At 31.9% G+C, this 7,368-nt stretch carries 6 protein-coding genes and 1 pseudogene; 5 read left to right on the top strand and 2 right to left on the bottom strand.

Annotated elements, in window-relative coordinates; genetic code table 11:
• Positions 1-267: 267 nt before the first annotated feature.
• The 5 genes from serS (at position 268) to mgtE (ending at position 6,664) form a co-directional block, all read left to right on the top strand.
• The gene (gene serS / locus B0A78_RS08610; protein WP_014165985.1) at positions 268-1,539 is read left to right on the top strand and encodes a serine--tRNA ligase; all 1,272 of its coding nucleotides are present in this window, start codon (positions 268-270) and stop codon (positions 1,537-1,539) included.
• A 75-nt stretch (positions 1,540-1,614) separates the two neighbouring features.
• The gene (locus B0A78_RS08605; protein WP_097609579.1) at positions 1,615-3,456 is read left to right on the top strand and encodes a tetratricopeptide repeat protein; all 1,842 of its coding nucleotides are present in this window, start codon (positions 1,615-1,617) and stop codon (positions 3,454-3,456) included.
• An 85-nt stretch (positions 3,457-3,541) separates the two neighbouring features.
• Positions 3,542-3,853: a DUF4286 family protein gene (locus tag B0A78_RS08600; RefSeq protein ID WP_097609578.1), complete on the top strand. Its 312-nt coding sequence runs from the start codon at positions 3,542-3,544 to the stop codon at positions 3,851-3,853.
• 689 nt (positions 3,854-4,542) lie between these two features.
• On the top strand, positions 4,543-5,322 hold the full coding sequence (gene rsmA, locus B0A78_RS08595; protein WP_014165988.1) for a 16S rRNA (adenine(1518)-N(6)/adenine(1519)-N(6))-dimethyltransferase RsmA: 780 nt from the start codon (positions 4,543-4,545) through the stop codon (positions 5,320-5,322).
• Positions 5,312-6,664 carry a magnesium transporter gene (mgtE, locus tag B0A78_RS08590; RefSeq protein WP_014165989.1) on the top strand — a complete coding sequence of 451 codons (1,353 nt, stop codon included), beginning with the start codon at positions 5,312-5,314 and terminating at the stop codon, positions 6,662-6,664. Before rsmA ends, mgtE begins: the two co-directional genes overlap by 11 nt.
• Here the strand turns inward: mgtE and B0A78_RS14885 are convergent.
• Both B0A78_RS14885 and B0A78_RS08580 read right to left on the bottom strand, forming a co-directional pair.
• Positions 6,665-6,781: pseudogene (locus B0A78_RS14885) on the bottom strand (HlyD family secretion protein); the annotation flags it as partial.
• A 68-nt stretch (positions 6,782-6,849) separates the two neighbouring features.
• Positions 6,850-7,368: integrase core domain-containing protein (locus tag B0A78_RS08580; protein WP_133065785.1), on the bottom strand; the 519-nt coding region annotated here is incomplete at its 5' end.

Raw genomic sequence — 7,368 nt, 5'->3', positions numbered from 1 at the left:
ATAATTTTACAAACTAATAATTAAAGTATCATTTAATAGGGATGTTGGTCTAGAATCATGAAATAGTTAATAAGTTCTTGATTTAAGAATGAAATTTGTCAGTTTTTAGTTTAAGTTAACCATATCTAACAAAGTTATTAAAAAGGATTAAAAGAATAATCGTAAAAGATTATTAGATTCTAGTAATTAATTTGTAAAAAAATAAACGTTTTAGATAAGGATAGGTGTAATAGAATTTTTAAATTTGCGATTGTTAAAAATTATAGTATGTTACAGATAGCAGTTATTAGAGAAAACCAAGAAGCGGTAATCAAATCTTTGGCAAAGAAAAACATAGATGCCAGATCCCTGATAGAAAAGGTGGTAGCTCTTGACGAAAAACGTCGTGCTACTCAAGTGGAGTTAGATAATGTATTGGCGGAATCTAATAAACTATCCAAAGAAATTGGGGCTATGATGAAAGCAGGTGAAAAAGCCAAAGCAGAAATCATTAAAGAAAAAACAACCCAATTACGTGATCAGAGTAAAGAATTAACCGAAACGCTAAACAGTATTGCTGAGGAGTTAACACAGCAATTATATCAACTACCCAATACACCTACAGAAATTGTTCCAGAAGGTAAAACAGCTGATGATAATCTAAATGTTTTTCAAGAAGGAGAAATTCCTACTTTGCATGAAGGAGCGCTTCCTCATTGGGAATTAGCTAAGAAATATGATATTATTGATTTTGAATTAGGGACTAAGATTACAGGTGCTGGTTTTCCCGTTTACAAAGGAAAAGGAGCCAAATTACAACGTGCTTTAATCAACTACTTTATCGATAAAAATACAGAAGCGGGATATAATGAAGTACAAGTGCCTCATTTAATTAATGAAGCATCGGGTTATGGAACAGGGCAGTTACCTGATAAAGAAGGACAAATGTACCATGTAGGAATTGACGATTTATATTTAATTCCAACGGCAGAAGTTCCAGTAACCAATTTATACCGTGATGTTATCTTACAAGAAACAGAAATGCCCGTAATGGTAACAGGTTATACTCCTTGTTTCCGCCGAGAAGCAGGTTCGTATGGAGCACATGTACGAGGGTTAAACCGTTTACACCAATTTGATAAAGTAGAGATTGTTCGTATTGAACACCCAGATAATTCTTATCAAGCTTTAGACGGAATGGTAGAACACGTAAAGGGAATTTTAAATGAGTTGAAATTACCGTACCGTATTTTGCGCTTATGTGGAGGTGATATGAGTTTTGCTTCAGCATTAACCTATGATTTTGAAGTATTTTCAACAGCACAAGAACGTTGGTTAGAAATATCTTCTGTATCTAATTTTGAAACCTTCCAATCAAACCGTTTGAAATTACGTTTTAAAGGAAAAGATGGAAAAACCCAATTAGCCCATACTCTAAATGGTAGCTCATTAGCCTTGCCTCGTGTATTAGCAGGAATTTTAGAAAATTATCAAACACCAGAAGGAATTATAATTCCAGAAGTATTAAGAAAATATACAGGTTTTGATATTATAGACTAAACTATATAGCAAATATTTATAATGTACTAAAGTGGCAAAATTATTGTAACTTTAGTACATTGTTTTTTAGATGAAATGAAGAAGATAATTCAAATACTATTGTTTTGGCCTTTTTTAGTCGTGGGTCAAGTATATACGGTTACGCCTCCTTCTGGAGGAAATCCGCAAGTAACGATGCCTCAAAATAATAATCCCAATGAATATTTGGCTCAAAATTATTTTGATCGAGGGGAATTTGACAAAGCTATAGTCATTTACGAAGAACTACTGAAAAGACAACCACATAATTATCCCTTTTTCCAAAAAGTAGTAATATGTTATCAACAATTAAAACAATTTGAAAAAGCAGATGTTTTAATACAAGAAAAACTTAAAAAAACAAAATATCCTAATTTATACGTAGAGTTAGGGTATAATTATCAGCTCCAAAAACAACAGGATTTAGCAGATAAGAATTATAAGATAGCAATTAATAAAATAAATGAAAACCCTAATAACGTGTATAGTATCGCACGCGAATTAGAGCAAAAAGTATTACTCGCACAAGCCGTAGAAGCTTATACATTGGCACAAAAATTAAATCCAGACGCTAATTTTGATTATCAAATAGCTTTGTTACAAGGGCAATTGGGTAATATTGACTTTATGATTGAATCATTGGTAGATTATGCTCATAAATTCCCTAATAATCTAGTATTAGTTCAAAATCAGCTTAATCGTTTTCTAACAGAAGATCATAGCAAAACCTTTGCAAATACATTACGAAAATCATTGTTGTTAAGAACACAGAAAAACCAAGATTTATTTTGGAATGAATTTATGAGTTGGTTTTTTATTAATCAAAAAGAATATAATAAAGCTTTTATACAAGAAAAAGCCATTTATCGCCGCAATCCCGAAAATTTCAACAACCTGTTTAACTTAGCACGATTAGCTTCACAAGAAAAAGAAACCGATACGGAACGTGAAATTTTAAATTTTGTGTTAGAATACGCTACTCACCCAGATGTGCAATTACAAGTTAATTATAGTTTATTAAAAATAGATATTCCTCGTGCTAAAAAAGAAGAATATCCATTCATATTAGAAAGGCTTAATAAACTTTTGTCTGACTATGGAACGGGATCCAATACGATTAAAATTCAAATTTTAAAAGCACATTTTGAAGCTTTTTATTTAAAAGAATTTGAAGATGCTAAAACTTTATTATTTAAAGCACTACAATTGCCCTTGAGTCAATATGCCTTAGCAGATGTTAAATTAGAGTTAGCTGATATATTACTTTTAGATGAAAAATTTAATCAAGCTATTGTTTATTACGCACAGGTAGAAGCGGAATTAGAAAACGATGAAATAGCGCATGATGCGAATCTAAAGATGGCAAAAGCGAGTTATTATAAAGGTGATTTTCAATGGGCTAAAAAACAATTTGAAGTGCTAAAATCATCTACTTCTCAACTTATTGCAAATGATGCCATGAAGTTGTTTTTGCTTATATCCGATAATACAGTAGAAGACTCAACACAAGTAGCCTTAAAGAAATTTTCAAGAGCCGATTATTTAGCATATCAGAACAAACAAATAGAAGCGTTAGAAGATCTTAAGAAGGTTTTAGTAGAACACAAAGGACAGAGTATTGAAGATGATGTTTTGCTAAAAATGGGAGAATTATATGAAAGCAAACAAGAATATTCAGAAGCACTAAATAGTTATCAACAGATTATTGATAACCATTCAGAGGAAATTTATATAGATGAAGCCTTGTTTTTTAGCGCCGAAATTTTTAGAAAACACCTTCAAAAACCAGATAAAGCAAAGGAACTCTATGAAAAAATTATTCTAAATCATCCCGATAGTATTTATTTTGTAGAATCACAACAGAATTACCGAAAGTTAAGGGGAGACGGTAATTTATAGAAGACTGGCTTTAACGACTTTTAGCTATCTTTGCATAAATAAACTTTTAGATTTTTAAACATATAATCCTAAAAAAAAAATAAAAATGATCATATATAATGTTACTGTAAATATTCACGAAAGTATTCATGACCAATGGTTCGATTGGATGCAAAATAAACATATTGCAGAGGTAATAGGAACAGGTAAATTTACATCAGCAAAAATGGTAAAAGTTTTAGTAGAAGAAGAACTGGGAGGAATAACGTATGCAGTACAATATTTTACCGATAGTAAAGAAACCTTACAACGTTATTACGAGGAAGACGCGCCAGCATTAAGAGAAGAAGGATTGCGTCTTTTTGGCGACAAGATGTTAACTTTTAGAACTGAGTTAGAAATTATTTCAGAACATTAAGAATGATGCAAGTTGAGTTTCGAATAAGGAAAGGAATAGACAACAACGAGAAGCATTCTTAAAATTTTCAGGAGCTGGATACCTATTCATATTTATCGAATTATTGAAACAAATTAATGTTTTTCCTACGAAACATAAACCAGAAAAGTAGAATAATTTTATTATTGATTTTATAAAAAATGATAGAAATTGAGATAACGAAATTCAATAATTTATTGAGCTCCGTAATGATTGTAAAGTAAAAAGTTAATGGTAAGCAATCGAGCAGTAAAATATCCATCAAAACCAAAGACATTTTCCGTTAATGTTGATTTTTGGATAGAAACAACAGAAGAAAATTTCAAAAAAAGGTTACTGTCTTTAATGAAATTGAAAAATTTTGAAATGATGTTAAAATCAAAATATTTCAATTAAATTTTCTCCAATTAGCTTGAATATAGAACTCATAACAAGAATTTCTGTTAATAGGTATTTTGAAGGTGCTTATAATGAAAAGCGTTCAAGCCATAGTGGAAGAAAACACACTCTTAAAATAGAATGTTTTTATCTTTAGAAGATTTAATCATTAGCAAGGTTAAATTAGGAAGACCTATTAGACATTCAGTAATTAAAGGAAATAAATGGTAAGTACGAACCCAAACTGAAACTTTTCACATAACACAAATTAACGTGAAACCTGAAACAAAAAAATGGATAAAGTAAGAGCAAAAAAACACCTAGGTCAACATTTCTTAAATGATGAAAATATTGCAGGTAAAATAGCCGATGCGCTAACCTTACAAGGGTATGATAAAGTATTAGAAATTGGTCCAGGAATGGGCGTTTTAACCAAGTACCTCCTAGAAAAACCAATAGATACTTATGTAATCGAAATAGATACGGAATCCGTAGAATACCTTAAAACACATTATTTAAAATTATCTAATAAGATTCTTTCTGAGGATTTTTTAAGATTTGATTTGAGTAAAGTTTTTGGCAATGAGCCTTTTGCTATCATTGGGAATTTTCCGTACAATATTTCTTCTCAAATTGTTTTTAAAGTATTAGAAATGCGTGATCAAATTCCTGAGTTTGCAGGAATGTTTCAAAAAGAAGTAGCAGAGCGTATTTGTGAAAAAAAAGGAAGTAAAACCTACGGGATTTTATCCGTACTAACACAAGCTTTTTATGAAACAGAGTATCTGTTTACTGTTTCAGAATTTGTATTTACACCTCCTCCTAAAGTAAAGTCAGGTGTTATGCGTATGCGTCGTAAAGAAAATGCTCAGTTACCTTGTAATGAAAAATTATTCTTTAATGTGGTAAAGACAGCTTTTAATCAAAGAAGAAAAACACTAAGAAATAGTTTAAAAAGCTTTAATCTTTCGGATAATTTAAGAGAAGATAGTATCTTTGACCTTCGCCCAGAACAAATATCAGTAGAGCAATTCATAGAGCTCACCCAAAAAATAGCAGCAGATGGAGTTTAAAATTACCCCAGAATTCATCGCTCAGATCGAGCATTTAGTGAATGAAAACCGTGCACAAGAATTAGAAAACTTGTTGCAGGATATTCACTTTGCAGATATTGCCGAAATTTTAGATGAACTAGATGAATATGGGGCTAATTATGTTTTTAAAATATTAGATTCAGAAAAAACCGCTGATGCTCTTTTAGAGTTAGACGATGAAGTACGTATAAAAATCCTTAAAAACCTTTCTGCCAAAGAAATTGCAGAAGAGATTGACGAATTAGATACAGATGATGCAGCCGATATTATAGCGGAATTACCACAGTCTAAAAAAGAAGAAGTAATCTTAGAGCTAGAAGACGTTGAACACGCAAAAGATATCGTAGAATTACTTCGTTATGATGAAGATACCGCAGGTGGTTTGATGGGGAAAGAGTTAGTAAAAGTAAATGAAAATTGGAATGTGCTGACCTGTGTTAAAGAAATGCGTATGCAAGCAGAGCACGTTACACGTGTGCATTCTATCTATGTAGTAGACGATGAAGACCGCCTGAAAGGACGACTTTCCCTAAAAGATTTACTAACAACATCCACCAAAACCCCCATTAGCGATGTATATATCAAAAAAGTAGATTACGTAAAAGTAGATACAATGGATACCGAAGTGGCACGTATCATGCAAAAATATGATTTAGAAGCCATTCCTGTAGTCGATGAAATGGGGCGTTTAGTGGGACGTATTACGATTGATGATATTGTAGATGTAATCAAGGAAGAAGCAGATAAAGATTATCAGATGGCAGCAGGTATTTCCCAAGATGTAGAGGCTGATGATAGTATTTTAGAACTTACGAGAGCTCGTTTGCCTTGGTTAGTTTTAGCTTTATTAGGAGGATTTGTTAGTGTTCGTGTTTTAGGTTTATTTGAACCAGCCATGAAAGAACATCCTCAGTTATTCTTTTTTACCCCTTTAATTGCTGCTATGGGAGGAAATGTAGGAGTGCAATCATCGGCCATTATTGTACAAGGTTTGGCTAATAATTCAATTAGCGGAACTATTTTGCAACGTTTATTAAAAGAACTATCATTGAGCTTGTTAAACGGTTTGATTCTTTCTACGATCTTATTATTAGGAAGCTATTATTTACTAGGTTTTGAAATTCATATTGGGTTAACAGTTACTACCGCTTTATTATCAGTTATCGTAATTGCGTCCCTAATAGGTACTTTTATACCTATTGTTTTAAATAAGAATGGAGTAGATCCTGCCTTAGCCACCGGACCTTTTATTACTACAAGTAATGATATTTTGGGAATTTTAATTTATTTTACCATTGCGAGGATTATTTTAGGTTTTTAATCACTCATTACTTTTAAAGATATCTCTAAACTGATAGAGTATTCTTTCTATGAGTCTAAGATCTTCGGTGATGATTTCGGCTGAGCCTCTCATTTCTTGTTGGAAGGGGATTTGTTTTGGCTCACATAAAAAATATGGGGAGTAATTGTAAAGTGCGACAAAAAAAGTAAATGTGTAAACTTCCCTCAATTAGCTACATTCAAAACTAAAGAATTACAATCAATAATTTTAAATTTCTCTTGTTGAAATGTGGGAAACTCTTCGGCGGTTTCAAAGTTGAGTTTCCCATATTTCAACAAGAACCCTATAGGCGTTATATAATTCAGCCCAGAATGAGGTCTTTCATTATTATAAATCCATATCCATGCGTTTACATAATTCTGCATTTGGCGGGTTGATTCAAACATATAACAATCCAATACTTCCTGTCGAAATGTTCTATTAAAACGCTCAATCAAACTGTTTTGGGTAGGTTTTTCAGGTTGAATATAGGTTAATTCTATTTGATTATTTTGGCACCAATCCTTCATCTTTTGTGCAATAAATTCGGGACCATTATCTACGCGAATTCGCTCTGGTTTACCCCTCCATTGGATTAAATTGTCTAATTCATTAATCACCCTTTGAGCAGGCAAGCTGTTGTTGATAGTAACCATTAATGCTTCCCTATTAAAATCATCTATAACATTAAGAGAACGAATTTT

Origin of the sequence: Flavobacterium columnare NBRC 100251 = ATCC 23463 (genome assembly GCF_002530675.1) — a bacterium.
In the GTDB taxonomy this organism is placed as follows: domain Bacteria; phylum Bacteroidota; class Bacteroidia; order Flavobacteriales; family Flavobacteriaceae; genus Flavobacterium; species Flavobacterium columnare.
The sequence above is the reverse complement of the archived record's forward strand: the minus strand, read 5'-3'. Positions and strand labels throughout refer to the sequence as shown.

Excerpts from the sequence above, each read along its gene's own strand:
- serS (WP_014165985.1), top strand. The coding sequence starts at position 268 with ATGTTACAGATAGCAGTTATTAGAGAAAACCAAGAAGCGGTAATCAAA.
- B0A78_RS08605 (WP_097609579.1), top strand. The coding sequence starts at position 1,615 with ATGAAGAAGATAATTCAAATACTATTGTTTTGGCCTTTTTTAGTCGTG.
- B0A78_RS08600 (WP_097609578.1), top strand. The coding sequence starts at position 3,542 with ATGATCATATATAATGTTACTGTAAATATTCACGAAAGTATTCATGAC.
- rsmA (WP_014165988.1), top strand. The coding sequence starts at position 4,543 with ATGGATAAAGTAAGAGCAAAAAAACACCTAGGTCAACATTTCTTAAAT.
- mgtE (WP_014165989.1), top strand. The coding sequence starts at position 5,312 with ATGGAGTTTAAAATTACCCCAGAATTCATCGCTCAGATCGAGCATTTA.